Source organism: Corallococcus sp. AB049A (assembly GCF_003668885.1).
Lineage (GTDB): Bacteria > Myxococcota > Myxococcia > Myxococcales > Myxococcaceae > Corallococcus > Corallococcus interemptor.
The window spans coordinates 1-25436 of record NZ_RAWL01000022.1 but is presented as its reverse complement, the minus strand read 5'-3'; the positions used below and the strand labels follow the sequence as shown (position 1 = coordinate 25436).

Genomic DNA, 25436 nt, shown 5'->3' with positions numbered 1-25436 from the left:
TTATCACGGCCCCCCGCGAGGCCCGCCAGGGCTGCTATCCTTCAAGGCATGTCGCGGCCCCCCGCGGACCCTCCCGCCATGCCGTCGTTGCTGGTGTTCGCCGTGGCGGTGCTGCTGTTCGGCTCGCCGCTGCGCAGGCTCTGGCTGGCGGAAGGGGCGCCCGCGTCGCTCCCCTTCCTCGTGTGGCTGGGCGTCATCGCCCTGGGCGGGTGGGTGGCGCACCGGAGCCTGCGTCCATGACGCTGGGGCCAGGCCCGCTCGTCATCGCCTCCGTGGCCTACCTGTGCGCGCTGTTCCTGGTGGCCTACGCGGCGGAGAAAGGCCGCATCTCCCCGCGCATCACCCAGCACCCGCTCACGTACGCGCTGGCCCTGGGTGTGTACGCGACGTCGTGGTCCTACTTCGGCAGCGTGGGCTACGCGGCCCGCCACGGCTTCCGCTACCTGGGCATCTACCTGGGCCTCACGCTCGCGTGCCTCCTGGCCCCGGTGCTGTGGCGGCCGCTGTTGCGGCTGACGCGGGAGTTGCAGCTCACCTCGCTCGCGGACCTGCTGGCCTTCCGCTACCCCGGACAGGTGACGGGCACGGCGGTGACGCTGTTCGCGCTGGCCGGCAGCCTGCCCTACCTGGCGCTCCAGATTCGCGCCGTCGTGGAGTCCGCGCGCCTCTTGAGCCCCGCGGCGTCCCCCGCGCTGGTGGGGCCCGGCTTCTGCGGCGTGCTCATCGTCTTCGCGCTCCTCTTCGGCGCGCGCCACCCCGCCCCTCGCGAGCGGCATGAAGGGCTGATGCTGGCCATCGCCTTCGAGTCGGGCGTGAAGCTGCTGGCGCTGCTCATCGTCGCGGGCTGGTGCGTGGTGTCCGTCTTCGGCGGCGTGGGCGGGCTCAACGCCTGGCTCACCCTGCACCCGGAGGCGGTGGAGGCCCTTCAGCGCCCCGCGCGCGACGCGTCCTGGGCGCCCTTGCTGGTGCTCTCCACCATCGCCGCCTTCCTCACGCCCCGGCAGTACCACGTGGCCTTCACGGAGGCGCCGGAGCGCGACGGGCTGGCCACCGTCGCGTGGGCCTTCCCGCTGTTGATGCTGCTGATCAACCTGGCGGTGCCCGTGCTGCTGTGGTCCGGCGAAGCGCTGGGCCTGCCCTGGCCCGCGGACTTCCACGTCCTCTCCGTGCCCATCTCGAAGGGCGCCCCGCTGCTGGCGCTCGTCGCGTTCCTGGGCGGCGTGTCCGCGGCGAGCGCCATGGTCATCGTCACCACGCTCGCGCTCGCGCCCATGTGCCTGACGCACCTGGTGCTGCCCCTGGGTACCGCACGCGGACGCGACGACCTGTACGGGTGGCTGTTGTGGGCGCGGCGCGTGCTCATCGCCGCCGTCATCCTCGCGGGCTATGGCTTCTACCGGCTGCTGAACACGCGGGCCATGGGCCTGGTGGACCTGGGGCTCGTGTCCTTCGTCGCCACCGCGCAGTTCGCGCCGGGCGTGCTGGGCCTCCTCACCTGGCCCAAGGCCACGCGCGCGGGGCTGCTGGCGGGGCTGCTGGCGGGCGGGACGACGTGGGCCCTCACCCTGATTGCGCCGCTGTGGGAGCCGCCCTCGCTGGTGGCGTGGACCAACCAGCTCTCCGTGAAGCTGGGCTTCAGCGCGGACGAGCCCTGGGGCTTCGCCACCTTCACCTCGCTGGCCCTCAACGCGCTGTGCTTCGTGGCGGTGTCGCTCGTCACGCGCCAGTCCGCGGAGGAGCGCGAGGCCGCGCGGGTGTGCGCGCGCGAGGCGCCGGGCCTTGCCGAGGGCAGCGTAGCGGCCAGCTCCCCGGAGGAGTTCCGCCGGCAGCTGGAGCCCGTGCTGGGCGCGCAGGTGGCCGCGGCGGAGGTGGACCGCGCGCGCGAGGCGCTGGAGCTGTCCCCCGACGAGCGCCGCCCCGCGGAGCTGCGCCGCCTGCGCGACGGCGTGGAGCGCAACCTCTCCGGCCTCATCGGCCCGGTGCTGGCGCGGCTCGCGGTGGGCGAAGCGCTGCGGCTGGACCCCGGCACGCGCACGGCCCTGGCGGATCAGCTGCGCTTCGTGGAGGAGCGGCTGCGCGACGCGCGCGACATGCGCGGCCCCTTGCGCGAGCTGGAGGTCGTGCGCCGCTACCTCTACCGCATCCTGGAGGACCTGCCCCTGGGCGTGTGCGCCATGGGCCCGGACGGCGAGGTCGTCATCTGGAACGCCGCGTTGGAGGCGCTGTCGGGCGTGCCCATGGACTCCGCGCGGGGCCAGCCGCTCGCGCGCCTGCCGGAGCCGTGGGGCCCCCTGTTCTCCGGGCTCGCGCGCGCGCCGGGCGGCGACGACGAGGCACGCGTGATGGTGGGCGGGAAGCAGCGCTCGCTGCGCCTGCACCGCTCGCGGCTCGCGCCCTCGGACGGGGCCAATGGCGCGGAGACGGGCATCACGTTCCTGGTGGAGGACTGGACGGAGCGCAAGGCGGTGGACGCGCGGCTCGCGCACCAGGACCGGCTGGCGTCGCTGGGCCGGGTGGCCGCGGGCGTGGCGCATGAGATTGGCAATCCACTCACCGCCATCGCCAGCATCAGCCAGAACCTCAAGTATGAGCTGGAGGATCCGGAGGCCGTGCGCGAGCGCGTGGGGCTCATCCTCCAGCAGTGCCGCCGCATCGACGCCATCGTCCGGGCGCTGGTGGGCTTCGGCCACGCGGGCACGGTGGGCGGCGAGTCCCGGCCCTTCACGCGCGTGGCGGTGGGCCCGCTGCTGGCGGAGGCCTCGCAGCTGGCCCGGCTGTCGCGCAAGGCGCGTGACGTCTCGTGCACGCTCCAGAGCCCGGAGGGGCTGGAGGTGTGCGGCGACGCGCAGCGGCTGGAGCAGGTGCTGGTGAACCTCTTGACCAACGCCATCGACGCGTCGCCCGCGGGCTCGCGCGTGGACCTGTTGGCGGAAGCCTCGGGAGACCAGGTGCGCATCCAGGTGGAGGACCGGGGACACGGCATCGCCCCGGAGCTGTCGCAACGCATCTTCGAGCCGTTCTTCACCACCAAGCAGCCCGGCGAAGGCACCGGCCTGGGCCTCGCGCTGGTGGAGGGCATCGTGCGCGAGCACGGAGGCGCGCTGAGCATCGAGGGCCGCCCCGGCGGCGGCACCCGCGTGACGCTCAGCCTGCCCCGCGCGGACGCGCTGAAGCAGGAGGCCTCCGCTTGAGCCGCATCCTGGTCATCGAGGACGAACCCATCATCCGCACGGAGCTGCGAAGGCTGCTCACCCGCGCGGGCCACGACGTGGCGGAAGCGGGCGCAGTGCCAGAGGCCGCCGCCGAGCACGCGCTGGACGCCTTCGACCTGGTCATCTCCGACCTGCGCCTGCCCGGGCCGCCGGGCACGGACATCATCGCGCTGTGTCCGGGCGTGCCGGTGCTCATCATGACCAGCTTCGCCACGGTGAAGTCCGCCGTGGACGCGATGAAGCTGGGCGCGGTGGACTACATCGCGAAGCCCTTCGACCACGACGAGCTGCTGCTCCAGGTGGAGCGCGTGCTGCGCGAGGGCCGCCTCACCCGCCAGAACGCCGCCCTCAAGCGAGAGGTGGAGCAGACCTGGTCCCCCGGCGGCATGGTGGGCAACTCCCCCGCCATGCGCGACGTGTTCGAGCGCGTGCGCAAGGTGGCCCCCTCCGCCGCCACCGTGCTGGTGCTGGGCGAGTCCGGCACCGGCAAGGAGCTGGTGGCCCGCGCCGTCCACGCGCAGAGCCCGCGCGCGGAAGGGCCCCTCATCGCGGTCAACTGCGCCGCCATTCCGGAGGGCCTGCTGGAGAGCGAGCTGTTCGGCCACGAGAAGGGCGCCTTCACCGGCGCGCAGGCCGCGCACGCGGGCCTGGTGGAAGCGGCGCACGGCGGCACGCTCTTCCTGGATGAGATTGGGGAGCTGCCCGCGCCCGCGCAGGCGCGTCTGTTGCGCATGCTCCAGGACGGCGAGGTGCGGCGGGTGGGCGCCACGCGCTCGCGCAAGGTGGACGTGCGCATCCTCGCGGCCACGCACCGCGACCTGCCCCGCCGCGTGCAGGAGGGGCTGTTCCGCCAGGACCTCTACTTCCGCCTGCGCGTCGTTGAAATCCGCCTGCCCCCGCTGCGCGAGCGCGGCGAGGACGTGCCCGCGCTGGCGAAGCACCTGCTGGAGCGGGCCTGCCTCCGCATCGGGCGCCCGCCCGCCTCGCTGTCTCCAGATGCGCTCGCCGCCATCGCCCAGCACCCGTGGCCGGGCAACGTGCGCGAGCTGGAGAACGCCATCGAGCGCGCGGTCATCCTCGCGGACGGGCCGCTCATCACCGCCGACCTGCTGGCCCTGGAGCCGCCGGGCGGACCGGGCGTCCCCGCGCTGGAGGAGACGGACTTCCCGCCCGTCCCGGCCAGCGAGGACCCACGCTCGCCCGACTCCATGGAGGAGTACTTCCGCCGCTTCGTGCTGGAGCATCAGGACCGCATGGGCGAGACGGAGCTGGCGCGCCGGCTGGGCATCAGCCGCAAGACGCTCTGGGAGAAGCGCCAGCGGCTGGGCATCCCGCGCACCCGCGCCTGACACCGCCACCCCGGGTGTTACGACGCGCTGCACGAATCGTTACGGGGGGTAACGTCCTGTCACCTTCCGCCACATCCTGACGCGCCGAGCCAACCTCCAAGGTCCTGAAACCCGGAGCGCGCCCGGGTGGAACGGGCGTTGCTCAGGGGATGGGGACCCATGCGCCCCATCCCCCATGCCCTGTCGCGGTTGTTGGTGCTCACGGCCCTGCTGACCGCGTTGCCGGCGGCGGCGGGCAAGATTCAGTTGGGCGAGGACGCGGTCCTCAGCGTGGACGTGCTGCTGCATCCGCAGATGCAGCTGGTGAAGGACGGCGCGCCCACGGGCGGCGTGGGGACTGACTTCTTCCTGCGCCGCGTGCGGCTGCTCGTCTTCGGGTCCATCACGAAGAAGCTGTCGTTCTTCATCGACACGGACCAGCCGAACTTCGGCAAGAACGGCGACTACAGCGTCGCCTTCTACATCCAGGACGCCACGGTCGCGTACGAGTTCGCCGACAAGACGTGGGTGGAGGCGGGCTTCATCCTCGCGCCGCTGTCGCACCACGCGCTGCAGGGCGCCATCGCGCTCCAGACGGTGGACTACCACTCCGAGCTCATCCGCTACCCGCCAGGCGTGGGCAAGGTGTGGCGCGACATGGGCGTGCAGGTGCGCGGCTTCGCCGGCCCCTGGACGTACCGCGCCGCCATCCTCAACGGCGTGGAGGGCGCAAAGCTGGAGAACGGCCAGACGGTCAACGCGGACGACCTGCCGCGCGTCGTGGGCCACGTCCGCTACAACGTCTGGGGCCACGAGACCGACCAGTTCCTGCGCGGCATCTACTTCACGGACCAGCCGATGCTGTCCTTCGGCGTGGGCGGGGACTACCAGTACGGCGCCATCGCGACCGCCTCCGGCGTGCACGACGCGGTGGCCCTGGCGGCGGACGTGTTCCTGGACATCCCCGTGGGGGACAACCAGGAGTTCGTCTTCCAGAGCAACGTCTTCTCCTGGCAGCAGGGCTTCGACAACGTGCGCAGCGGCACCGGCTTCTTCGTGGAGCTGGGCTACCGCATCGGCATCGTCGAGCCCGTCTTCACCGGCGAGTACTTCAACGGCCGCGTGGACGCCACGGACCTGCTCACGTTCAGGCCCGGCCTCAACCTCTGGTTCCAGAAGCACACCTTCAACCTGAAGACGGAGGTGGCCGTGTCGCGCGCGGGAGACCTCGCCCACGCGACCACGGGCATCACCGGCACCGCCCAGCTCCAGCTCTTCTACTGAGGACGCACGCCATGGCCACCGACACGGACTCGCTCTTCCAGCCCAAGGAAGCCTTCCGCCGTACCGCGCACGTGCAGAGCCTGGAGGAGTACCAGCGCCTCTACCGCCAGAGCCTGGAGGCCCCGGACGCCTTCTGGGGCGAACAGGCGAAGCAGCTCACCTGGTTCCATCCGCCGGAGTCCATCCGCGAGGTGAACGAGCAGGCCGCGGACTTCGCCTGGTTCGTGGGCGGCAAGCTCAACGTGACGGTCAACTGCGTGGACCGCCACGCGAAGGCGCGCCCGGACAAGGCCGCCATCCTCTGGGCGAAGAACACGCCCGGCGAGTATGAGACCGTCACCTTCCGCGACCTCGCCCACCACGTGAACCGCCTGGCCAACGTGCTCAAGGCGCACGGCGTGCGGAAGGGGGACCGCGTCATCGTCTACCTGCCCATGATTCCGGAGCTGGTGTACTCGCTGCTCGCGTGCGCGCGCATCGGCGCGGTGCACTCGGTGGTGTTCGCGGGCTTCTCCGCGGACTCGCTGCGCGAGCGCGTGCTGGACTCCGGAGCCAAGGTCGTCATCACCGCCAACGAGGGCCCGCGCGGCCCCAAGAGCGTGGCCACCAAGGCCATCACCGACGAGGCCCTGGAGGGCCTGTCCCAGGTGACGTCCGTGCTCGTCGCGCGCCGCACGCCCAGGGAAGTGCCCATGCGCGAGGGGCGCGACCACTGGCTGGACGTGGAGGTCCAGAAGCACCGGGGCGTCTGCCCCGCCGAGTGGATGGACGCGGAGGATCCACTCTTCATCCTCTACACCTCCGGCTCCACCGGGAAGCCCAAGGGCGTGCTGCACACCACCGGTGGCTACCTCGTCTACGCGAACACGACGTTCCGCTACATCTTCGACACGCAGCCGGACGACGTGCACTTCTGCACCGCGGACGTGGGCTGGGTGACGGGCCACTCGTATCTCGTGTACGGCCCGCTCAGCACCGGCACCACCACGGTCCTCTTCGAGTCCACCCCCACGTGGCCGGACGCGAGCCGCCTCTGGCAGGTGGTGGACGACCTGAAGGCCACCACGCTCTACACCGCGCCCACCGCGCTGCGCTCGCTGATCAAGGAGGGCGACGCGTTCGTGAAGAAGTCCTCCCGCAAGTCGCTGCGCCTCTTGGGCAGCGTGGGCGAGCCCATCAACCCGGAGGTCTGGCGCTGGTTCCACGACGTGGTGGGCGAGGGCCGCTGCCCCGTGGTGGACACGTGGTGGCAGACGGAGACGGGCGGCATCCTCATCGCCCCGCTGCCCGGCGCGACGCCCTGCAAGCCCGGCAGCGCCACCCTGCCCTTCTTCGGCGTGGAGCCGGTGCTGGTGGATGAAGAGGGCCGGAAGCTGGAGGGCAACGGCGTCAGCGGCAACCTGTGCCTCGCGCGCTCGTGGCCGGGACAGGCGCGCACGCTGTACGGACACCACTCGCGCTTCGTGGAGACGTACTACGCGCGCTTCCTGCCGCTGTACTTCACCGGCGACGGCTGCCGCCGCGACGAGGACGGCTACTACTGGATCACCGGCCGCGTGGACGACGTGCTCAACGTGTCCGGCCACCGCCTGGGCACCGCCGAAGTGGAGAGCGCGCTGGTCGCCCACGAGGCCGTCGCCGAGGCCGCGGTGGTGGGCTTCCCGCACGACCTGAAGGGCACGGGCGTCTGCGCCTTCGTCACGGTGAAGCCGGACTTCGTGCGCACCCCGGACGAGAAGATGGTGGGCACGCTGCGTGAGCAGGTGCGCCACGTGATTGGCCCCATCGCCACGCCGGACCGGGTGGTGCTGGTGTCGGGCCTGCCCAAGACGCGCTCCGGGAAGATCCTGCGCCGCATGCTCCGCAAGATTGCTGGCGGCGAGACGGAGAACCTGGGTGACGCGAGCACGCTCGCGGACCCCGCCGTGCTGGATGAGCTGCTGACCAAGGGCCTGCCGCCGGACGCCCGCCGCTGACCCCCCATCCCTTTCACGCTTCACAAGGAGGAACACCGATGCACGGCAATTCCAAGGACGAGGCGTTGAAGGCGCTCGCCGCGAGGCGCTGGCGCGTGGCGGGCGCGCTGACGGTGGCGATGCTCGTCGCCTACCTGGGCTTCATCCTGCTGGTGGCCTTCAACCGGCCGCTGATGGGGCATCAGTTCGTGCCGGGGCTGTCCGTCGGCATCGTGCTGGGGGCGCTCACCATCCTCTTCGCCTGGGTGCTGACGGGCGTCTACATGAGCTGGGCCAACAAGAAGTACGACAGCGCCCTCGACGAGCTGCGCCGCTGAAAGGCCAACCATGAATCCCACGACCGCGGGCACGCAGCTTGGCCAGCCCAACACCACGGCCATCGTCTTCTTCCTCCTCTTCGTCAGCATCACGCTGGCCATCACCTACTGGGCGGCGCGCAAGACGAAGACGACGTCGGAGTTCTTCGCCGCGGGCGGCGGCATCAGCGCGGGGCAGAACGGCTTCGCGCTGGCGGGCGACTTCATGAGCGCCGCCAGCTTCCTGGGCATCGCGGGCCTCGTGGCCACGTCCGGCTTTGACGGGCTCATCTACTCCGTGGGCTGGCTGGTGGGCTGGCCGGTGGTGACCTTCCTCATCGCGGAGCCCCTGCGCAACCTGGGCAAGTACACCTTCGCGGACGTGGTGGCCTACCGCCTGAAGCAGACCCCGGTGCGGCTGTCCGCCGCGGTGGGCACGCTCACCGTCGTCGTCTTCTACCTGATTGCCCAGATGGTGGGCGCGGGCAACCTCATCCGCCTGCTGTTCGGCCTCTCGTATGAGACGGCCGTGGTCATCGTGGGCGCGGTGATGATCCTCTACGTGCTGTTCGGCGGGATGATCGCCACCACGTGGGTTCAAATCGTGAAGGCGGTGCTGCTGCTGGGCGGCGCGACGGCGCTGGCGGTGTCGGTGCTGTGGCAGTTCGGCTTCAGTCCCACGGCGCTCTTCAGTGAGGCGGTGAACCGCTACGGACCGGAGGCGCTGGCGCCGGGCAAGCTGGTGTCCAACCCGCTGGAGACCCTCTCCCTGGGCCTGGCGCTGATGTTCGGCACGGCGGGCCTGCCGCACATCCTGATGCGCTTCTACACGGTGCCCAACGCGAAGGCGGCGCGCACCAGCGTCTTCTACGCCACGGGCCTCATCGGCTTCTTCTACCTGGTGACGTTCATCCTGGGCTTCGGCGCGTCCGTGCTGGTGGGCCGTCAGGCCATCGTGAGCGTGGACAAGGGCGGCAACATGGCGGCGCCCATGCTGGCGGAGGTCGTGGGCGGCACGGGCTTCCTGGGCTTCATCTCCGCGGTGTCCTTCGCCACCATCCTCGCGGTGGTGGCGGGCCTGACGCTGTCAGGCGCGGCGGCGCTGTCCCATGACCTGTGGTCCAGCGTGGTGCGCAAGGGACACGCGCCGGAGGCGGAGCAGCTGAAGGTGGCGCGCATCGCCAGCCTGGCGCTGGGCATCCTGGCCATCATCCTGGGCGTCGTCTTCAAGAACCAGAACGTGGCCTTCATGGTGGGCCTGGCGTTCGCCATCGCCGCGAGCGCGAACTTCCCCGCGCTGCTGTTGTCCATGCTGTGGAGGAACTTCACCACCAAGGGCGCGGTGGCCAGCATGCTGACGGGGTCCATCAGCGCGGTGCTGCTCATCTTCCTGTCGCCCACGGTGCAGGTGGAGCTGCTCGGCAACGCGTCCGCCGTCTTCCCGCTGAAGAACCCGGGCATCGTCACCATCCCGCTGTCCTTCATCGTGGGCTGGGTGGTGTCGCTGCTGGCGCCGGAGGCGGAGGCCTCCGCGCGCTTCGCGGAGGTGGAGCACCGCATGCACGTGGGCGCGGCGGTGACGCCGCCTCCCGTGGCGGTTCCCACGGGCGTGGCGCCGCAAAAGATTTGAGGCTGCTCGGCCGTCCTTCACGGTTTCTTCCTCGGCGTGGAGGACAGGGCGGAACCCGGGAGTTTCCAAAGGGGCTCGGGTTCCGCCTTTCTTTTTCCCCCGTGACTACTTCCCGCGCGTGAGCGGGAGCACGTCGTTCACCAGGTGCACGAGCACCTTGCCGGGTTCCTCTTCGTGCACCATGTGCGCGGAGTCCTCGAACCAGACGAGCTTCTTCGACGGAGCCTGGACGGTGGGGAACCAGGCCTCCAGGAGCTGCGCGGACACGGTGCGGTCGTGCCGGCCGTGGAAGAAGACGACGGGCACGGCGAAGCGGTGGGCCTTCGTGAGGTTCATCTGGGAGATGGGCCCCCAGAACCTCTCAAGGCTCAGGTCCAGGCCCGCGTCGCGCGCGTCCATGTCCTTGTCGGTGACGTCCGGGCTGTAGCGCCAGACCTGGGCGCCGTGCCAGTCCGGCGCGCGCCAGCCGTGGGCCTCGTAGTACGAGCGCCAGCGGCGCTCCTTGTGCAGGTTGGCCAGCGTGCGCGCGGGGTCCTTCGGGTCCGGGAACGGGGCGATGGACTCCAGGTCCGCGACGGCCTTCTTGTTGCCGTCCGCCTTCGCCGCGGCGAGCGTGGCCTCGTAGCCCAGGACCTCGTTCCTCGGCACGTCCAATCCCTGACCGATGCCCACGTACGCGTCGAACCAGTCCGGGTGCTTCTGGACGAGCCTCACGCCCAGCAGCGTGCCCCAGCTGTGGCCCACGAGCACGATGCGCTTCTTGCCGTACGTCTTGCGCAGGTACGCGATGACCTCCTCCGCGTCCGCGACCATGCGGTCCACCGTCATGGTGGGCTTCACCTTGTCCGGCGGGTTGAGGGCATACGTCTTGCCTGCGCCGCGCTGATCCCAGTGCGCGACGGTGAAATATTCCTCCCATTCGCCCTGGTAGAAGTACGCGGCGGGCAGCGCGGTGAAGCCCGGCCCGCCGTGCAGGAAGAGCAGCAGCGGGTTGTCCTTGTGGCGCCCGCGCACGGAAATCCACTGGTCGATGCCGCCGATGCGCACGGCCTCCGCCTTCTCGATGCCATCCGTGAGCACGTTCCTACGGGCTTCCCGCATGACCTCCTGCGGCGTGGGCGCTTCGCCAGCGATGGCCGGGAGGGCTGTGAGCGACAGGCCGACAAGGGAGAGGGAAATGGTGTCTTTCAGGGTTCGCATGCCCCCTGAACGGACGACCCCCGCCGCCGATTGCCTTTGACGTGGTCAGGGATGGGCGCGCAGCTGTTCCTGGAGCGAGCGCAGCGGCTGCTGGTCCACGCGGATGCGGCCTCGCGTGGGGAGGTCCAGGTCCAGCAGGGTGAACATCACGGCGGTCAGGATGACCACGAACAGGGTCCAGGAGAGCAGCCCGCGCACCTGTGCCTCCGGCCGGTACCCCAGGAGCACGCCGGAGCCGAGCATCCCCACGAGCAGCAGGACGAAGATGGTGGTCGGGATGAGGTTGTGGGCCGCCGCCAGGCGCTCATCGGAGACGTCGAACACGTCATTCATCGCCTGGGTGACGAGGATGAGCACGGGAGCCTCCACGCGGGGCGCCAGCGCCTCCAGCCGAGCCCAGAGCTCCGACTGGAGCGACTTCGACTCCTGGAGCTTCGTCGCGAAGAGGGCCAGGTCTCCCACGGCCTGGTACCCCTCCAGGCGGAGGTCGGTGTAGCGGCGCAGCCGGGCGCGCAGCTCGTCGCGTGCGGGCTCGGGCAGGTAGCCGAGGCGCAGGTAGAGCGTGCCGATGGCGTTCGACTCCTTCACCACGAGGGTGCGGCGCAGCGAGTACCGGTCGGAGGCCATGGAGAAGGAGAAGGCGAGCAGGAGCGCCACCAGCCCGAGCACCGACGCCTGGAGCGCCGACGCATCCCCGAGCCCCGGCTTCCGGTGGCTGAGCCGGTGGCCGGACTCCAGGCTCAGGAAGAGCAGGCCCATCACCATCAGGGCCAGCAGCCACACCGGGATGGCGTCGAGGATTTGCAACATGCGCCAGAGCCGCTCCAAGCCATGGACAGGGCGCCCGGGAACCTTGGGCCGCGACCCGGCCCTGGCAATCCAGCCGCCGGTCCAGGCCACCAGGACGCTGTTGAACGTTCCCAGGGGGATTGCGCCTAAGCTGCGCGGCCCGTGGACCGCCCTTCCGAACAGAGCCCGCCGAGCGGCTTTCGCGCCCGCCTGCACACCATCATCTTCGAAGCGGACACGCCGGCGGGCAAGGCGTTCGACGTGGCCCTCCTGTGGGCCATCGTGTTCAGCGTGGCGGCGGTGATGCTGGAGAGCGTCGCGCAGGTGCGCACCGGCTACGGCCCCTGGCTGCACGCGGCCGAGTGGGTCTTCACGGTGCTGTTCGCGCTGGAGTACGTGCTGCGGCTCATCGCGGTGCGCCAGCCGCTGCACTACGCGCGCAGCTTCTTCGGCATCGTGGACCTGATGGCGCTGTTGCCGTCATTCCTCAGCGTGCTGATTCCCGGCGCGCAGACGCTGCTGGTCATCCGGGTGCTGCGCCTCTTGCGCGTCTTCCGCATCCTCAAGCTGGGGCACCTCTTGGGTCAGGCGGAGGTGCTGCTCACGGCGCTGCGCGCGAGCCGCCCCAAGATCATCGTCTTCCTGGGCACGGTGCTCAGCATCGACGTCATCATGGGCGCGGTCATGTACATGGTGGAGGGCGAGGAGCACGGCTTCGACAGCATCCCCCGGTCCATGTACTGGGCCATCGTGACGATGACGACGGTGGGCTTCGGGGACATCACGCCCAAGACGGTGACGGGGCAGTTCCTCGCGTCCATCCTGATGGTGATGGGCTACGGCATCATCGCGGTGCCCACGGGCATCGTGTCGGTGGAGCTCGCCAACGCCACGCGTCAGCCGGTGAATACCCAGGCGTGCCCCGGTTGTGGCGCACAGGGTCATGACGGGGATGCGCGCTATTGCAAAGTCTGCGGCACGGCATTGGACTTCGGCCCCTCGCGGCCCACCGGGTGAATCTGTCTAGGATGGCCCGGCATGGCCCGCGCCCTCGACACGCCCGAGCTGGACGAGGAACTGCTGGTCCACCAGTTCCCCGGCATCAACCGCAAGGCGGTGGGCGCGTTCTATACGCCCGCGCCCATCGTGGAGCGCACGCTCGCGCTCGCGCTGTCACACCTGGGTGACGGCCCGCTCACCGTGGTGGACCCGGCCTGTGGCGCGGGGGCCTTCCTCGCCGCCGCCGCCAGGCACCGCCCGGACGCGAGGCTGTGCGGCCTGGAGCTGGATGAGGGCGTCGCGCGCCTGTGCCAGGCCCGCGTGCCGGGCGCGGACGTGCGCGTGGGGGACGCGCTCCGGGGCGGATTGGATCCGCTGCTCGCGGGGACACCGGAGGGGCACGCGGAGCTATGGGTGGGCAACCCGCCCTACAACGGCACGTCGGCGGTGCTGAAGGACGCGGCCTGCTACGCGCGGCTGCGCGCCCTGGTGCCGCTGGAGATGCCGCCGGGCACGAGCCTCCGGGACGACTTCGCGTTCTTCCTGCTCGTGGCCATGAAGCGGCTGACGGCGCGGCCGGGAGTGCTGGCCTTCATCACGCCCGCGAGCCTGCTGGAGGCGTTCATCTACGCGCCGCTGCGCCATGCGTTGCTGCAAGCGCTCCACCTGCGCGAAGTGGTGGACCTGGGCCCGGGCATCTTCACGGGCACGCAGGTGCGCACGTGCATCACGGTGTGGACGTCGCGTTCGGGCGCGGAGGCCGCTCCGCCCCGCCATGAGCACAAGGGCGTGGGCCAGTGCTTCACGCCGGAGGCGCCCGAGTGGCGGCTCTCCCCCATCGCCCGCGAGGCCGCCGCGCTGGACGCCGACTGGCGTGCGCGGGGCGAGCTGCTCACCACGCTCATCCCGGTGAGCCTGCCCGGAGTGAAGACGCGCTTCGATGAACTGCTGGTGGACGCGGACCGGGAGCGGTTGCTCGCGCGCCTCGAGGCCTTCCGCGCCGCGACCGGGGACACGCTGGAGGACTTCGCGCGGGAGCACGGCTTGGAGCCCGCGTTGCTGCCCAAGCTGCGCGCGCTGAAACAGGGGCCGGAGCTGGAGGTGGACGCAAGCCACGTGCGTCCGTTCTTCCGCTACGGCGGCGCGAGGCACCGGGGCGCGGTGCCGCCAGAAGCGAAGGCGTTCTGCTACCTGGACCGGCGGTTGATTCCGCGAGGAGACCACCGGCTGCGCGGTCCGTATGATCCGCACGAAGAAGCCGTGAAGCTGCTGTTCAACGTGCGCGAGCTGCCCCTGTCCGCGGCGCTGCTGGAGGAGCCCGGCTGCGTGCACGACCACCGTCACGCGCGGTTCGCGCCGCTATACGTCCCGCAGCGGATCCGCGACGAAGGACTGGGCATCACCCGGGGCGCGAGGACTCGCGAGTCGCTGGGTCCGCTGGTGCCGAACCTGTCGCCCCGGGGCAGCGCCTGGGCGCAAGGGCTGGGAGGGCCTGAGGCGGCCTTCCGCGCGGTGATGCGCTTTCTCAACGGGACGCAGGTGCAGCGGGTCTGGGCGCCCGCGTTCGGGGCGTCCCGGGTGGTGCCGGTGCCGCTGGATGGCGCGCTGCCGGAGTGATGACTCCCTGTCACCGGGCGCATGCAACGGTGGACATTCTCCAGCGGGAAGCAGGTGCGGCGGGTAGTGTGCCCGTTGTTGGGTAACCCCATCCCTGGAGTCTCCGAGACATGACGATCCGTTCCCTGCTGGTTGCCGCCGCCCTCCTCTCCACGCCCGCCCTGGCCCAGGACGCCGGGACGCCGGCCCCCGCGGACGCCGGGACGAAGCCCGCCCCCAAGAAGGGCGAGACGGTGAAGGCGACGCTGAAGGACGCCCAGGGCAAGGACGTGGGCGAGGTGACGCTGGAGCAGGCGCCCAAGGGCGTGCTGGTGAAGGGCACGCTGATGAACCTGCCCGCGGGCGAGCACGCCTTCCACATCCACGAGACGGGCAAGTGCGAGGCGCCGGAGTTCAAGACGGCGGGCGGCCACTTCAACCCGACGAAGAAGCAGCACGGCGCGCTGTCGCCCAAGGGCCAGCACGCGGGTGACCTGCCGAACCTCTACGTCCCGCAGGACGGCAAGGTGCAGTTCGACGTCTTCGTCGCGGACCTCAAGGTGAAGTCGCTGCTCGACAAGGACGGCTCGGCCGTCATGGTCCACGCCAAGCTGGACGACTACCACACCGACCCCACCGGCGACGCCGGCGGCCGCATCGCCTGCGGCGTGGTGGAGAAGGCGGAGTAGTCACTTCCGCCTCACCGCCGGGGCCTGTGCATCAGGCCTCGGCGCCGGCTACACGTATCCGAAGCGCCGCCGTGCGAACCACTCCGCGCCCAGCAGCGCGATGAGCGCGACGAGGTAGTACCAGCGGTCCCACAGCGGCTGGTCCTTCGCGCGCCCCACCTCCACCACCGGCGGATCCAACAGCGGCACGTCCGGCATCCCGTCCTGCGGCAGCTTGAACGCCTTGCCCTCCGTCACGCTGGCGATCTGCTCCATCAGCTCCGGCCGCACCGACGCGTCCGACAGCTCCGGGCCCACCGCGCGCACCGCCACCGCGTCCTCGCCCTTGCCCAGGTCCGTCTCGCCCTTCTTCGCGGACGCGAGCAGCTTGTACGGCCCCGGCGCCGGCGGCGCGAACTCCAGCCGCACCACGCCGTCCGCCCCCGCCGTGCCCGTCTGCACCGCCACCGGCTTCTGCGTCGCCACGGAGAACAGCTCCACCCGCACCTGAGCGCCCTCCGCCGGCTGGTAGTCCGCCGTCCGCGCCTGCACCACCACGCCCACCGGCCGCCCCGGCTCCACCGACGGCGGATCCGCAGTCACCTTCAGCGTCGTCAGGTCCGGATCGCGCACCAGCCAGCGCAGCGCATTGCCCCAGAAGCGGTCATACGCGCGGGTCGGCGAACCGTCCCGGTGCGCCGTGAACGCCCACGACCACGTCGCGTCCGTCGCCACCACCATCGCCCGGCCCCGCCCGTAGTCCCACACCGACACGAGCGGCGCGTTCTTCCCGTCCACCGTCATGAACGGGTGGTCCATCAACACCGTCGCCCCCGGCCGCGCCCGCGTCAGGTTCGCGCCCGGAATGGGCGCCAGCTCTCCCCACGCGCCCTCCGTGCTCGCCGCGCCCGTGCCAATGGACGTCACCGGGTGCCGCAGGCCCTCCGGCGTCAGCCGCGGCTTGAACGGATCCGCGTTCGCCGGGCCCGCCGCCTCCACCGGCAACGCCTCCATCAGCGTGGGCATCGCCGCGCGCCCTTCACCCAGCACGCTGTCGCCGCCAATCATCACGAACGCGCCACCCTCGTGGATGTAGCGCTCCAGGTTGCGCTCGTACTCCGCGATGGACAGCGACGGATCCGAGTAACCGAAGTTCTGGAAGATGACGACGTCGAACGTGTGCAGCTTCGTGTCGAAGATCTCCTCCATGGGGAACGGGATGAGCGACAGCTCCCGCTCGTTCGACACGCCCGGGTCATCCGACAGCGTGCGAAGGATGTAGAACGACACCAGGTCCACGTTCGCGTCCTGCTTGAGCAGCCCGCGCAGGAAGCGCTCGTCCCACGACGGCCGTCCCACCACCAGCAGCACGCGCACGCGGTCGCGAATCACCTTCAGCGTGAACGACTTGCTGTTGTTGTCGCTCACCGCCTCATCCGGGAACGTGGGCACCGTGACCGTGTAGACGAAGCGCCCCGTCTGGTCCGGCGTGAAGGTGAAGGACACCGGCTTCACGTCGTCGCCGGTGGTCATCTTCACCAGCTTGCTGGCCACCGTCTTGCCCTCCTGGCTCAAGACGACGGGGATGTCCTGTCCGCTGAACCCGCGCCCGTGGATCTCCACCTCCACCGTCAGCGAGTTGCGCACGAAGGCGAAGTCATCCACCTTCAGCCCCTCCACCGACAAATCCTTCAGCGCCTCCTGCCCCACCAGGAACGTGGACACCGGCACGCCCAGGTCCGTGAGCGCCGCGCGAGCCCGGCCCACCGCGCCGGACTTCAGCTCCGCGTTGTCCGCGCCGTCGCTGAACAGCAGCACACCCGACAGCTTGCGGGACCCCTGCCCTCCGGACGCCGCGGACCGCAGCGCCGCCAGCAGGTCCGTCGTGCCTGCCCGCGCGGGCTCCTGGGAGAGCTGCGCGGCCGTCACCGGAGAGAGCTCCGGATCCACGCCGTACACCTCCACCGTGAAGCGGTCCTGCCACGACGCGAACGTGGGCGCCGCCTTCTCCAGGAACGCCGCCACCTGCGCGCTGCGCGTGGACCCGCCCGGCTCCGACGGGAAGTTCATGGACGCCGAGCGGTCCACCAGCACCGCCACCCGGTTCTTCATCCGCGCCACCTGCAGGTGCCGGATGCCGGGCTCCAGCAGGAAGAAGAACGCCGCCACGCCCGCGCCCAGGCGCAGGCTCCACAGGAGGAGCTTGCGGCCCCGCGAAGGCTCACGGCGCACGCCCCACGCCGCCAACCCGATGCCCAGCAAGAGCCCCACGCCCAGAAGCACCAGCGCCCACACGGGCAGGGGCGACAGGCTGACGAGCTTCCACGCGTTGAAGGACGGGGAGTTCATTCGAGGGTGCGCGCGCGCAGGGCCCTGCTAGCGCCGCTTGTTGAGGATGAGGGGCAGGTGCACCGCGTCGTCCTTGTAGTCCAGGCAGAGCGCGTACATGCACAGGTTGATGCCCAGGCGGATGGCCAGCTCACGCTGCGGCTCGCCGCCGGGGGACACGTCGAACTCGTAGTCGCCGGACTCGCTGCGGCTCCACGCGCCCGCCACGTCGTTCTGCGAATAGATGACCGCCGCGCGCTTGCCCACGCTCGCCACCAGCGGCAGCGGCTTGTGCAAAAGCCGCCCCGGCGCCGCGTCCAGGAGGAAGAAGGACTTGAAGACGACGTGCGTCCCCGGCGCCTCCTTCAGCGGGCTCTGCGGCAGCACGCGCGCCATCTCCCGGCGGAAGCTGGCGTCGAAGCCGTCCCCGTCGCTGCCGTCGTTGGCGTCCCCGAACACGAAGCCGCCGTACGTGAGGTAGCGGCGCAGGTTGGACACCTCCGCGTCACTCAGCGCCGGGAAGGCCCCGTCCCCTCCGAAGTAGAGGAACGGGTACTCGAAGAGGTCCGGGCTGCTCAGCGCGAACGGGCGCGCGTCCGGCACCACCTCCACGGACGTGCGCCGCTGCAGCTCCCACGCAAGCCGCCTCAAGCCCGACAGCCGGACGTCCCAGCGGCCCCCGTGCCGGGCCACGGCGGGGATGAAGCGGCTCTTCTCACCGAACGCGGCCGCACGCCGGGACAGCAGCGGGACGAGCGCGGACGTGGCGAGCAGGAGGTTTCGACGCGAGAGGGGCCGCACGGGCATGGGGACCTGCTTATACCGTCGGCGGGTGCCTGCATTCCCTGGTATAGACGCGCGCCATGGCGAAAGGCGGACAGACGCCCCCGGAGTCCGGCCCGGCCCCCGGCTCCGAACCGGTGCGCGCCGCGTGGGCCCGCAAGGACGCCGGTGACGTGGCCGGTGCCCGGCAGGACGCCCGGCGCATCCTCGCGGGCAGCCCCTCCCCGGAAGACCGCGAACGCGCGGAAGACCTGCTGCGCGCCACCGAAACGCCCCGCTCCCTCTACGCGTACGCGCTGCTGGGCGCGGTCATCCTGGTGCTGCTGCTGGGGCTGGTCCTGACCCGCTATTCCTGACGGCCACAGCCGCTAGGATGGTGCGTCATGGAAGGCTTCCTCCAGGCGCTCAAGTCGTACCAGTCCTTCAACCCCTCCGGCTGGGTGGGCATCTACCGGCTGTTGCCCATGTGGGTCGGCGTCGTGGTGGCGCTCGTGGGGCTGGTGCTGCTGCTCGCGGGCGGCGGCAAGCTGTTCCGCGCCGTGGCGGGCCCGGTGGGCGCGGTGCTGGGCCTGGTGTGGACGGGCGCTGTCGTCCAGCGGCTCAACCTGGGGACGGAGCTGGATCCCCGCCTGCCCACCCTGGTGGCCGCCGCGCTGATGGCGCTGGGCTTCCTCTTTCCTCCCGCCGTCACCTTCGTGGGCGTGGGCGTGCCGCTGGGGCTCGTGGCGGGCCAGATCGCAGGCCCCGCGGACTTCCTGCTCGGCTTCGGGCCGGGCTTCATCGTGGGCGGACTGGTGGGCGCCTTCCTCCACCGGCAGGTGAGCGGCATCGTCGCGTCGGTGGTGGGCGCGTGGCTGCTGGTGATTGGCGCGCTGGCGGCGCTGCACCAGTTTGGCGGCGTGGTGGAGGCGGCGGCCAGCCGGCCCTGGGGCGTCATCATCGCCGCGCTGCTCTTCGCCCTGGCGGGCAGTGTCTACCAGCTGGCCGTGCGCCCCTCGCCGGAGGAGTCGGATCAACAGAAGGCGGAGAAGCAGCGGCTGAAGCAGCGCCTGGCGGAGCAGCAGGCGCTCGAGAAGCGATGGGGGGTCAAGTAACCCCTGTCCCGGCAATCCTTTACGCCGGAGGGGCCGGGGCGTAGATTCCGCCGGCTTTCCCCCTCCCCTTCCTCGAGCATCGATGGGCCAGGCCAGCCGCAAGGACAAGGACACGCAGAAGCAGGAAGGGTCGCCCCCGGCGGCCTCCGTCCCGTCATCCCCGGACGCCTCCCAGCCCGCCGTGCCCCACGAAGCGTGGCGCAAGCCCGCGGGCATGAGCCGCAAGGGGTGGGCCGTCCTCGCTGGCGCCGTCGCCTTCATCCAGCTGCCGCTCATCCACTACGCGCTCTTCCGGGGCCAGGCGGACGTCACCGCGACGGTGCCCTACCAGCAGGCCTTCAACGACCCTGCGGTCGTCTCGCGCGACTTCTTCTCCACCGGGGCCTACTGGCGCGTGACGAACGGGGAGCTTTTGGGCCCCGCGCCCAAGAACAACCCGCTGTGGCTCCAGGCCGCGCTGCCGGACGACGTGGCGGTGGAGTTCGACGTGCGCCCGGAGTACCCCGAGGGCGACATCCGCGTGGAGCTGTTCGGCAACGGACGCGACCCGGCCTCCGGGTACGTGCTGGTGCAGGGCGGGTGGAACAACAGCCTGTCCGTCATCGCGCGCAAGGACATCAACGCCCCCGCGCTGGACGCGCTCCAGCGCAGGGCCGCGCGCATCGCGGAGAAGGGCGGCGGCCAGGGCGCGGACCTCGTCGCCACCGGCGTCTTCAGGAAGGACACCAAGGTTCGGGTGGAGTCCCGCGTGGGCGCCCCCATCCAGTCCGGCCGCACGTACCACTGGCGCGTCGAGCGGCGCGGCAACGTGCTCAAGTGGGCCATCGACGGCCAGCTGGTGGCGGAGCTGGACGACCCGTTCCCCCTCAAGGGCAAGGGGCAGGACCGGCTGGGCCTGTCCGGCTGGGAGTCCCAGCTCTTCTTCGACAACCTGCGCGTGGGCACGCCGGACTCCATGCCCGCCACCATGGTGGCGAAGCAGGAACCCACCCTGCCCCCGGGCCCGTCCGAGGACGACTTCAACCGCGACACCCTGGGCGACGCGTGGAACGTGACGAACCCCGCCGCCGCGAAAATCGAGGACGGGGCGCTCGTGGTGCAGAACCTGGGCAACCGCCCGGTGTGGCTGAAGAAGCCCCTCCCGGAGAACGCCGTCATTGAATTCGACGCCTGGGGTGACAGCCCCGAAGGCGACATGAAGGTGGAGGCGTGGGGCGACGGCCGCTCCTTCTACGCCGGCGACCCGCGCCTGCAGTACACCGCCACCGGCTACGTCTTCGTCTTCGGCGGCTGGCGCAACACCCAGTCCATCATCGCCCGCCAGCACGAGCACACCAACGACCGCGCCGTGCGCGACGGCGCCGTGGTGGTGCCCGGCCAGCGCTACCACTTCAAAATCACGCGGCGGGACGGCCTGCTGTCGTGGGAAGTGGACGGCAAGCCCTTCCTCACCCTCCAGGACGCGTCCCCGCTCTACGGCCCCCGGAACCAGTACTTCGGTTTCTCCGGATGGCAGACGCGCGTCCACTTCGACAACCTCAAGATCCAGCCGCTGTAGCCTTCCCCCGGGCGGCGGAGGAAACACCCGTGCGCAGAGTCGGAATCTTCGGCTGGGGCGTGGTCGCCCCGCGTTCCCCCAACATCGAGGCCTTCGCCAGGAACCTGGCGTCGTCCGAGACCTGGCTGACCCCCTTCAACGGCTTCGGTCCGGACAACTTCCTCGTCGGCACGCCGGAGTTCGACCTGGCGGCCTACAAGCCGTGGATCGACGCGCGCTTCCCCGCCAACCGCTTCTCCCAGCTGGAGCGGAAGATGGGGCAGCCCACGCAGTACGCCATCGGCGCCTTCATCCAGTCGCTGGCGCAGAACCCGGGCATTGAAAAAGAGCTCCAGGAGCTGGGCACCAAGGCCCACGTCTACGTGGGCACCGGCCTGGGCGACCTGCCCACCATCCAGCACATCTCCCTGGACCTCTACCGCGCCCAGCGCCGGTGGGACCGCTTCTGGGCGTCCCCGGAGCGCAACGGCGCGCTCCGCCAGTGGCGTGAGACGCGCGAGCCGCTGCCGGGCCTGCCCCCGGAGCCCTCCACCATCGAAGAGGTGGAGCGCGACAAGGCGGAGGACGACTGGTGGCACTTCTGGGCGGGCCGCTCGCCGGAGCTGCGCGAGTACCTGGAGGAGCTGCGCGAGATTGAAGCCATTGGCGTGCCCGACGAGGGCGACGTGGAGTCCGCCAAGCTGTCCGTCATCAAGGAGAAGCGCACGCGCAACGGGCGCCTGCAGAAGAAGTGGAACGCGCCCGAGCCGCCGTGGAACGCCGTGTCCTCCAACGTGCTGTGGAACATCCACAACACGCCCGCGTCCCAGGTGTCCATGCTGGGGCAGATTACGGGCATGACGTTCGCGCCGGTGGCCGCGTGCTCGTCCTTCGGCTACGGCCTGAAGCTGGCCATGAACGCCATCCGCCTGGGCGAGGCGAAGGCCGTCGTGCTGGGCATGACGGACGCGGCGCCCAACCCGCTGGTGGTGGGCGGCTTCTACAACGCGCGCGTCATCTCCGCGGACGCCGCCGTGTCCAAGCCCCTCACCGCGCTGCGCGGCACGCACATCGCCGGTGGCGCGGTGGTGTGGGTGGTGGGCGACTACGAGCACTTCACCCAGAAGGGCTTCAAGGCGCTGGGCCTGGAGCCCGTGGCCGTGGGCGTCACCGCGGACGCGGACCACATCATCACCCCGTCCAAGGAAGGCCCCACCCTGGCCATCCGCGAGGCGCTGGGCGCCGCGGGCTGCCAGCCCGAGGACGTGGGCAGCTGGGACCTGCACGCCACCGCCACCCCGGGTGACTTCCTGGAGGTGCAGAACCTGCGCGACGTGATGCCGGAGTCCGTGCTGATTACGGCGCGCAAGGGCACCTTCGGCCACGGCATGTCCGCGGGCGGCGGCTGGGAGCTCACCGCGCAGTACCTGGGCGCGGAGGCCGGCAAGGTGTACCCCACGCCGCTCGCCCCGACGGAGCTCAACAAGCAGATCGCCAGGGTGCACGGCCGCTTCGTCTTCAACCAGGAAGTGGCCGCGCCCCAGGGCTGCTCGGGCAAGCTGTCCATGGGCGTGGGCGGCATCAACGCCTGCATCATCTCCCGGCCCTGGAAGTAGCCGGGAAAGACCGGGGGGCCCGCGCCGCCCCCCGGGCGCTTTCAGCCCTTGGGCACCGCCACCATGTCGAAGTCCGGGATGCGCTCGCGCATGAACTCGCGCATCCGGTTGATGAGGGCCGCTTCAATCTGCCGGGCGCGCTCGCGGCTGACGCCGTACTTGTCGCCGATGTCCTGGAGCGTGAGCGGTTCGTCCGCGGTGAGGCGGTGCTCGAAGATGTAGCGCTCCTTGCCCTCCAGCGTCTGGGCGAAGGCGTTGAGGTTCTCCCGGAAGAGGGCCTTGAGCTGTTCGGAGCCCAGGCGCTCGTCGGCGGGCACCGCGTTGGACGGCAGGTAGCGGTCCGCCCGGGTGGCGCCCGAGTCCCCGTCGTTGCCCAGCGGCGCGTCGAGGGACATCTCGTCGTGCCCCAGCCGCTGGTCCATCTCCACCACGTCCTGCTCGGAGACGTTGAGCCGCTCCGCCAGCAGGCGCGGGCTGGCCTCGAAGCCCTGGGCGACGAGCTTCTCCTGCTCCTGGCGCAGCTTGAAGAAGAGCTTCCGCTGGGCCTCGGTGGTCCCCAGCTTCACCATCTTCCAGTTGTCCATGATGTAGCGGAGGATGTAGGCCCGTATCCACCACGCGGCGTAGGAGCTCAGCTTCACGCCCCGGTCCGGGTCGTACTTCTTCACCGCCTGCATCAGCCCGATGTTGCCCTCCTGCACCAGGTCCAGCAGGGACAGGGGGTTGCGGTGGTACTCGTGGGCCAGCTTCACCACGAGTCTCAGGTTGGAGGCCACCAGGCGGTAGGCCGCCCGCACGTCCCCCGTGGACTGGTACTCCTTGGCCAGCCGGTGCTCCTCCTCCCGGGTGAGCAGGGGGTGCTTCGTCACCTCGGCCATGTAGGCCTGGAGGGGGTCCCGGCTGGTGATGGAGGCGCCTTCCGCCTTCACCAGGACCGTGGGCCGCACAGGGCGGGCCGGGGTGGCCACCTCCTCGATTTCCGCCTCCGCTTCGTTCAATTCCGCCAGGTCCGGCTCCAGGGCGTCCGGGTCCTGGGGGGTGCCCTCCACTTCTTCGTCCAGAGCCTCCGGCGCCTCCGGGGCGGATGCCCGGTCGGAGGCCGCGGGGCGCTTCGCGCGGGGCCGGGGGGCGGCCGGTCCATTGGTTCTCTTCCTCCCATTCGCCATGCGCGCTCCATACCCCAAAGTGCCGCGATTGTTGCCAGAGGGTAATGCAGGGGCTATGCCCATGCCCGATGAGCGACATCCAAGAGCCCACGCCGGGAGCCCCGGCACCTGACGAAGCCACGACGCGTCCCGGCGAGTACATCGCGGACATCAGCTTCGAAGAAATGAACCTCTCCGAGCCCCTCCGCCGCGCGCTGGCGGAGCGCGGCTACACCAGTCCCACCCCCGTCCAGGCCAAGGCCTTTGGCCCCGCGATGGCGGGCAAGGACCTCATCGTCCGCAGCAAGACGGGCACGGGCAAGACGGCCGCCTTCGGCCTGCCCCTGCTGGAGAAGATTCCGGCGGACGAGAAGCGCGTGCGCGCCCTCATCCTCTGCCCCACGCGCGAGCTGGCGCTCCAGGTGGCGGAGGAGCTCACCACCCTGGCCAAGTACAAGGGCGTGAAGGTGGCGGCCATCTACGGCGGCGCCTCCATGAAGCAGCAGGAGGACGCGCTGGAAGAGGGCACGCCCATCATCGTGGGCACCCCCGGCCGCGTCTTCGACCACATCAACCGCGGCAACCTCAAGCTGGACGGCTGCGACCACGCCATCCTCGACGAAGCCGACGAGATGCTGAACCAGGGCTTCTACGAGGAAGTGACCCGCATCCTCGACCGTCTTCCGAAGACGCGCCAGGTGCTGCTCTTCAGCGCCACCGTCCCCACGGACATCCAGAACCTCATCGCGCGCTACACGACGAACGCGGAGACGCTGCTGCTGTCCGGCGACGTCTTCACGGTGGAGCACATCCACCACATCCGCTACGACGTGTCGGACCAGTTCCCCAAGCCGCGCAACCTCATCTACATCCTGGAGAAGGAGGAGCCCTCCAACGCCATCATCTTCTGCAACACGCGGGATGACACGGCGCTGGTGACCGCGGTGCTCAACCGCAACGGCTTCGACGCGGAACTGCTCAACGGAGACCTGCCGCAGAAGGAGCGCGAGCGGGTGATGGGCAAGGTGAAGCGCGGCGAGGTGGCCTTCATGGTCGCCACGGACATCGCGGCGCGCGGCATCGACATCTCCGGGCTGGAGTACGTCATCAACTACTCCCTGCCGGAGGACCCCGCCGTCTACCTGCACCGCGTGGGCCGCACGGGCCGCATCGGCAACAAGGGCACGGCCATCAACCTCTTCTCCGGGCGCGAGCTGGCGACGTTCACCGTGCTGGAGAAGAAGTTCGGCATCAAGTTCGAGATGCGTGAGATGCCCGCGCCCGAAGAGGCCATGCACCTGTGGACCGAGCGCCACTTGCGTGAGCTGCGCGAGGGCATGGGCTCCAGCATCTTCGAGGGCTTCCTGCCCCTGGCCTCGCAGCTCAAGCAGCGCCCGGACGCGGACGACCTCGTCGCCTTCCTCATCAAGTACTACTTCAGCCGCCTGCGCATGGAGAAGGCCCAGGCCGCCGGTGAGACGGAGAAGCGCGAGCCGGCGCCGGAGCGCAAGCCCACGGAGCGCCGGGGCAAGGACCGTGAGCGCGACCGCGAGCGTCCCCGCCGCGAGGACCGGGGCGAGCGCGCCGAGCGTCCGCGCCGCGACGAGCACCCGGACCGCGAACGCCGTCCGCGCCGCGACGAGCGCCGCGAGGACCGGGGCGAGCGCCGGGGTGGCGCACCTTCCGCCGCGCTGGAGCCGGGCCCGGGCGAGACGAAGCTCTGGGTGAACCTGGGCACCGCGGACGGCCTGGGGCCGGGCAGCATCGCCACGGCGATGGAGGACGCGGGCGCGCCGGTGGGCAAGCTGGTGCGCGCGGAGCTGCGCCCCACGTTCGCGTACGTCTTCGTGGCCGAGGAGGACTCCGCGGGCTTCGAGGCCCTCAACGGCAAGCAGCACGGCGGCAAGACGCTGCGCGTGGAGAAGAGCAAGCCGCGCAGCGAGCGCGACACCACC

At 70.6% G+C, this 25436-nt stretch carries 20 protein-coding genes; 15 read left to right on the top strand and 5 right to left on the bottom strand.

Annotation, left to right across the window (positions count from 1 at the left end; translation table 11 throughout):
• Nucleotides 1–78: 78 nt before the first annotated feature.
• From D7X55_RS04360 to D7X55_RS04330, 7 genes are all read left to right on the top strand, one after another.
• Nucleotides 79–240: a hypothetical protein gene (locus tag D7X55_RS04360; RefSeq protein ID WP_171447193.1), complete on the top strand. Its 162-nt coding sequence runs from the start codon at nucleotides 79–81 to the stop codon at nucleotides 238–240.
• Nucleotides 237–3191, top strand: coding sequence for an ATP-binding protein (locus tag D7X55_RS04355; protein WP_121722312.1), 2955 nt, complete (start codon nucleotides 237–239; stop codon nucleotides 3189–3191). The genes D7X55_RS04360 and D7X55_RS04355 overlap by 4 nt, the downstream gene beginning before the upstream one ends.
• Entirely contained in the window at nucleotides 3188–4561 is a 1374-nt protein-coding gene (locus D7X55_RS04350; RefSeq protein ID WP_121722311.1) for a sigma-54 dependent transcriptional regulator, read from the top strand. The genes D7X55_RS04355 and D7X55_RS04350 overlap by 4 nt, the downstream gene beginning before the upstream one ends.
• A 159-nt stretch (nucleotides 4562–4720) precedes the next feature.
• Nucleotides 4721–5824, top strand: coding sequence for a porin (locus tag D7X55_RS04345; RefSeq protein ID WP_121722310.1), 1104 nt, complete (start codon nucleotides 4721–4723; stop codon nucleotides 5822–5824).
• Between the two features lie 11 nt (nucleotides 5825–5835).
• On the top strand, nucleotides 5836–7800 hold the full coding sequence (gene acs, locus D7X55_RS04340; protein WP_121722309.1) for an acetate--CoA ligase: 1965 nt from the start codon (nucleotides 5836–5838) through the stop codon (nucleotides 7798–7800).
• Nucleotides 7801–7838: 38 nt separating this feature from the next.
• The gene (locus tag D7X55_RS04335; RefSeq protein WP_120549906.1) at nucleotides 7839–8117 is read left to right on the top strand and encodes a DUF485 domain-containing protein; all 279 of its coding nucleotides are present in this window, start codon (nucleotides 7839–7841) and stop codon (nucleotides 8115–8117) included.
• A 10-nt stretch (nucleotides 8118–8127) separates the two neighbouring features.
• A complete protein-coding gene (locus tag D7X55_RS04330; protein WP_121722308.1) occupies nucleotides 8128–9726 on the top strand; it encodes a sodium:solute symporter family transporter in 1599 nt (532 codons plus the stop codon).
• Nucleotides 9727–9831: 105 nt separating this feature from the next.
• Here D7X55_RS04330 and D7X55_RS04325 read toward each other — a convergent pair whose 3' ends face one another.
• Nucleotides 9832–10827 (bottom strand): alpha/beta fold hydrolase, encoded by a 996-nt coding sequence (locus D7X55_RS04325; protein ID WP_158626311.1) that lies wholly within the window; start codon nucleotides 10825–10827, stop codon nucleotides 9832–9834.
• A gap of 144 nt (nucleotides 10828–10971) precedes the next feature.
• On the bottom strand, nucleotides 10972–11736 hold the full coding sequence (locus D7X55_RS04320; RefSeq protein ID WP_120549909.1) for a DUF4239 domain-containing protein: 765 nt from the start codon (nucleotides 11734–11736) through the stop codon (nucleotides 10972–10974).
• Nucleotides 11737–11877: 141 nt separating this feature from the next.
• On the opposite strand from D7X55_RS04320, the gene D7X55_RS04315 reads away from it, so the two are divergent.
• The 3 genes from D7X55_RS04315 (at nucleotide 11878) to D7X55_RS04305 (ending at nucleotide 14999) form a co-directional block, all read left to right on the top strand.
• Complete coding sequence (locus D7X55_RS04315) at nucleotides 11878–12732, top strand: ion transporter (protein WP_120549910.1); 855 nt, start codon at nucleotides 11878–11880, stop codon at nucleotides 12730–12732.
• A gap of 21 nt (nucleotides 12733–12753) precedes the next feature.
• On the top strand, nucleotides 12754–14331 hold the full coding sequence (locus tag D7X55_RS04310) for an N-6 DNA methylase (protein ID WP_120549911.1): 1578 nt from the start codon (nucleotides 12754–12756) through the stop codon (nucleotides 14329–14331).
• Between the two features lie 110 nt (nucleotides 14332–14441).
• On the top strand, nucleotides 14442–14999 hold the full coding sequence (locus D7X55_RS04305; protein ID WP_120549912.1) for a superoxide dismutase family protein: 558 nt from the start codon (nucleotides 14442–14444) through the stop codon (nucleotides 14997–14999).
• A gap of 48 nt (nucleotides 15000–15047) precedes the next feature.
• On the opposite strand, the gene D7X55_RS04300 is transcribed toward D7X55_RS04305, so the two are convergent.
• Together D7X55_RS04300 and D7X55_RS04295 are read right to left on the bottom strand one after the other, a co-directional pair.
• Complete coding sequence (locus D7X55_RS04300) at nucleotides 15048–17327, bottom strand: glutamine amidotransferase (protein WP_120549913.1); 2280 nt, start codon at nucleotides 17325–17327, stop codon at nucleotides 15048–15050.
• Nucleotides 17328–17354: 27 nt separating this feature from the next.
• A complete protein-coding gene (locus D7X55_RS04295) occupies nucleotides 17355–18113 on the bottom strand; it encodes a DUF4159 domain-containing protein (RefSeq protein ID WP_120549914.1) in 759 nt (252 codons plus the stop codon).
• 56 nt (nucleotides 18114–18169) lie between these two features.
• On the opposite strand from D7X55_RS04295, the gene D7X55_RS04290 reads away from it, so the two are divergent.
• The 4 genes from D7X55_RS04290 (at nucleotide 18170) to D7X55_RS04275 (ending at nucleotide 22336) form a co-directional block, all read left to right on the top strand.
• Nucleotides 18170–18445, top strand: a complete 276-nt coding sequence (locus D7X55_RS04290; RefSeq protein ID WP_121722306.1) for a DUF2379 domain-containing protein — start codon at nucleotides 18170–18172, stop codon at nucleotides 18443–18445.
• A 27-nt stretch (nucleotides 18446–18472) separates the two neighbouring features.
• Nucleotides 18473–19183: a hypothetical protein gene (locus D7X55_RS04285; RefSeq protein WP_120549916.1), complete on the top strand. Its 711-nt coding sequence runs from the start codon at nucleotides 18473–18475 to the stop codon at nucleotides 19181–19183.
• 82 nt (nucleotides 19184–19265) lie between these two features.
• Complete coding sequence (locus tag D7X55_RS04280) at nucleotides 19266–20741, top strand: hypothetical protein (protein WP_121722305.1); 1476 nt, start codon at nucleotides 19266–19268, stop codon at nucleotides 20739–20741.
• Between the two features lie 29 nt (nucleotides 20742–20770).
• Nucleotides 20771–22336 carry a beta-ketoacyl synthase N-terminal-like domain-containing protein gene (locus D7X55_RS04275; protein ID WP_121722304.1) on the top strand — a complete coding sequence of 522 codons (1566 nt, stop codon included), beginning with the start codon at nucleotides 20771–20773 and terminating at the stop codon, nucleotides 22334–22336.
• Nucleotides 22337–22377: 41 nt separating this feature from the next.
• On the opposite strand, the gene D7X55_RS04270 is transcribed toward D7X55_RS04275, so the two are convergent.
• A complete protein-coding gene (locus D7X55_RS04270; RefSeq protein WP_121722303.1) occupies nucleotides 22378–23502 on the bottom strand; it encodes an RNA polymerase sigma factor RpoD/SigA in 1125 nt (374 codons plus the stop codon).
• Between the two features lie 68 nt (nucleotides 23503–23570).
• On the opposite strand from D7X55_RS04270, the gene D7X55_RS04265 reads away from it, so the two are divergent.
• On the top strand, nucleotides 23571–25436 hold a 1866-nt coding region (locus D7X55_RS04265; RefSeq protein WP_121722302.1), incomplete at its 3' end, for a DEAD/DEAH box helicase.

What these genes read in the sequence shown, in the direction of transcription:
- D7X55_RS04305 (WP_120549912.1), top strand. Translation starts at nt 14,442, where the DNA reads ATGACGATCCGTTCCCTGCTGGTTGCCGCCGCCCTCCTCTCCACGCCC.
- D7X55_RS04320 (WP_120549909.1), bottom strand. Translation starts at nt 11,736, where the DNA reads ATGTTGCAAATCCTCGACGCCATCCCGGTGTGGCTGCTGGCCCTGATG.
- D7X55_RS04330 (WP_121722308.1), top strand. Translation starts at nt 8,128, where the DNA reads ATGAATCCCACGACCGCGGGCACGCAGCTTGGCCAGCCCAACACCACG.
- D7X55_RS04280 (WP_121722305.1), top strand. Translation starts at nt 19,266, where the DNA reads ATGGGCCAGGCCAGCCGCAAGGACAAGGACACGCAGAAGCAGGAAGGG.
- D7X55_RS04325 (WP_158626311.1), bottom strand. Translation starts at nt 10,827, where the DNA reads ATGCGGGAAGCCCGTAGGAACGTGCTCACGGATGGCATCGAGAAGGCG.
- D7X55_RS04290 (WP_121722306.1), top strand. Translation starts at nt 18,170, where the DNA reads ATGGCGAAAGGCGGACAGACGCCCCCGGAGTCCGGCCCGGCCCCCGGC.
- D7X55_RS04355 (WP_121722312.1), top strand. Translation starts at nt 237, where the DNA reads ATGACGCTGGGGCCAGGCCCGCTCGTCATCGCCTCCGTGGCCTACCTG.
- D7X55_RS04300 (WP_120549913.1), bottom strand. Translation starts at nt 17,327, where the DNA reads ATGAACTCCCCGTCCTTCAACGCGTGGAAGCTCGTCAGCCTGTCGCCC.
- D7X55_RS04345 (WP_121722310.1), top strand. Translation starts at nt 4,721, where the DNA reads ATGCGCCCCATCCCCCATGCCCTGTCGCGGTTGTTGGTGCTCACGGCC.
- D7X55_RS04310 (WP_120549911.1), top strand. Translation starts at nt 12,754, where the DNA reads ATGGCCCGCGCCCTCGACACGCCCGAGCTGGACGAGGAACTGCTGGTC.
- D7X55_RS04285 (WP_120549916.1), top strand. Translation starts at nt 18,473, where the DNA reads ATGGAAGGCTTCCTCCAGGCGCTCAAGTCGTACCAGTCCTTCAACCCC.
- acs (WP_121722309.1), top strand. Translation starts at nt 5,836, where the DNA reads ATGGCCACCGACACGGACTCGCTCTTCCAGCCCAAGGAAGCCTTCCGC.
- D7X55_RS04335 (WP_120549906.1), top strand. Translation starts at nt 7,839, where the DNA reads ATGCACGGCAATTCCAAGGACGAGGCGTTGAAGGCGCTCGCCGCGAGG.
- D7X55_RS04295 (WP_120549914.1), bottom strand. Translation starts at nt 18,113, where the DNA reads ATGCCCGTGCGGCCCCTCTCGCGTCGAAACCTCCTGCTCGCCACGTCC.
- D7X55_RS04360 (WP_171447193.1), top strand. Translation starts at nt 79, where the DNA reads ATGCCGTCGTTGCTGGTGTTCGCCGTGGCGGTGCTGCTGTTCGGCTCG.
- D7X55_RS04270 (WP_121722303.1), bottom strand. Translation starts at nt 23,502, where the DNA reads ATGGCGAATGGGAGGAAGAGAACCAATGGACCGGCCGCCCCCCGGCCC.